We start from the raw sequence: 743 nt of genomic DNA, 5'->3' as shown, positions 1-743 counted from the left end.
CGTCTTGCGACGTATCACAATTTAAGACCACTTCTTACGAAGTGTTCTTGTCAGCATGATATACATTGTTAAAGAGCAGCTGTTCAATGAACAGTGATAAGGCGGCGTGCTATAACGGCACACAGCGACTTATCAATAGTCACGAAACATACACAAACGGTACTTAAAGTAAAAGAAGACAACAAGTAATGGTGGAGCCAAGCGGGATCGAACCGCTGACCTCCTGCGTGCAAGGCAGGCGCTCTCCCAGCTGAGCTATGGCCCCAATACTAAATTCACGCAAATTTGTGTAAGACAAGGCGCGTTATTGCGACGCATAGCCTGCTATGCGAGTAATAAGGCAACGAAGTATTACGCAAATTTGGTGGGTCTGGGCAGACTTGAATAAACCCATCGACCTCACCCTTCTCTCTATTCAACGTCAGGGGGGGGCGCTCTAACCAACTGAGCTACCAAAGTAAATGGTGGGTCTGGGCAGACTTGAACTGCCGACCTCACCCTTATCAGGGGTGCGCTCTAACCAACTGAGCTACAGACCCATTTACAGGATAGCGTCTAGCCAATCGATTTAAAGACCCACTCACTAAGATAAATATTAGAGAAGGTAGTGCTTTTACCGTTTGCTCTATATCTGATCAGGTAATTCATTGTGGACGCTTACTGACTGTGACGCATCGTTTAAGGAGGTGATCCAGCCGCAGGTTCCCCTACGGCTACCTTGTTACGACTTCACCCCAGTCATG

General features: G+C 47.5%; 2 tRNA genes and 1 rRNA gene. All 3 read right to left on the bottom strand.

The features are described from left to right. Positions 1–189 precede the first annotated feature (189 nt). Positions 190–265: transfer RNA gene (locus RZA33_RS19310), tRNA-Ala, on the bottom strand. A gap of 197 nt (positions 266–462) precedes the next feature. Continuing rightward, a tRNA-Ile gene (locus tag RZA33_RS19305) sits at positions 463–539 on the bottom strand. Positions 540–679: 140 nt separating this feature from the next. Next, a 16S ribosomal RNA gene (locus tag RZA33_RS19300) occupies positions 680–743 on the bottom strand; the annotation flags it as partial.

This window comes from Halovibrio sp. HP20-59, assembly GCF_033052795.2.
Taxonomy (GTDB): domain Bacteria; phylum Pseudomonadota; class Gammaproteobacteria; order Pseudomonadales; family Halomonadaceae; genus Vreelandella.
The sequence above is the reverse complement of the archived record's forward strand: the minus strand, read 5'-3'. Positions and strand labels throughout refer to the sequence as shown.